The organism is Niveispirillum fermenti, assembly GCF_048066175.1.
GTDB lineage: Bacteria > Pseudomonadota > Alphaproteobacteria > Azospirillales > Azospirillaceae > Niveispirillum > Niveispirillum fermenti.
In genome coordinates this window covers 1-224 of the sequence record NZ_JBLTXA010000164.1, presented here as the reverse complement: position 1 = coordinate 224, position 224 = coordinate 1, and the positions used below count along the sequence as shown (strand labels likewise).

General features: G+C 63.8%; 1 protein-coding gene. It reads left to right on the top strand.

The window, feature by feature from the left end; translation table 11 throughout:
- Nucleotides 1-224, top strand: a 224-nt coding sequence (locus tag ACM9LZ_RS26165; protein ID WP_416622426.1) for a transposase, incomplete at both ends; no start/stop codon positions are given.

Sequence of the window (224 nt, the reverse complement as noted above, 5' to 3'; positions counted from 1 at the left end):
TGGACGGCACCAAGGAGGTGCTGGGCCTGTGGATCGAGCAGAACGAGGGGGCGAAATTCTGGCTGCGGGTTCTGAACGAGCTGAAAAACCGGGGCGTGGAGGACATCCTGCTGGCCGTGGTTGACGGGCTGAAGGGCTTCCCGGAAGCCATCGCCGCCGCCTTCCCGGAGACGAGCGTGCAGACTTGCATCGTCCATCTGCTGCGCCACAGCATGGAATTCGCC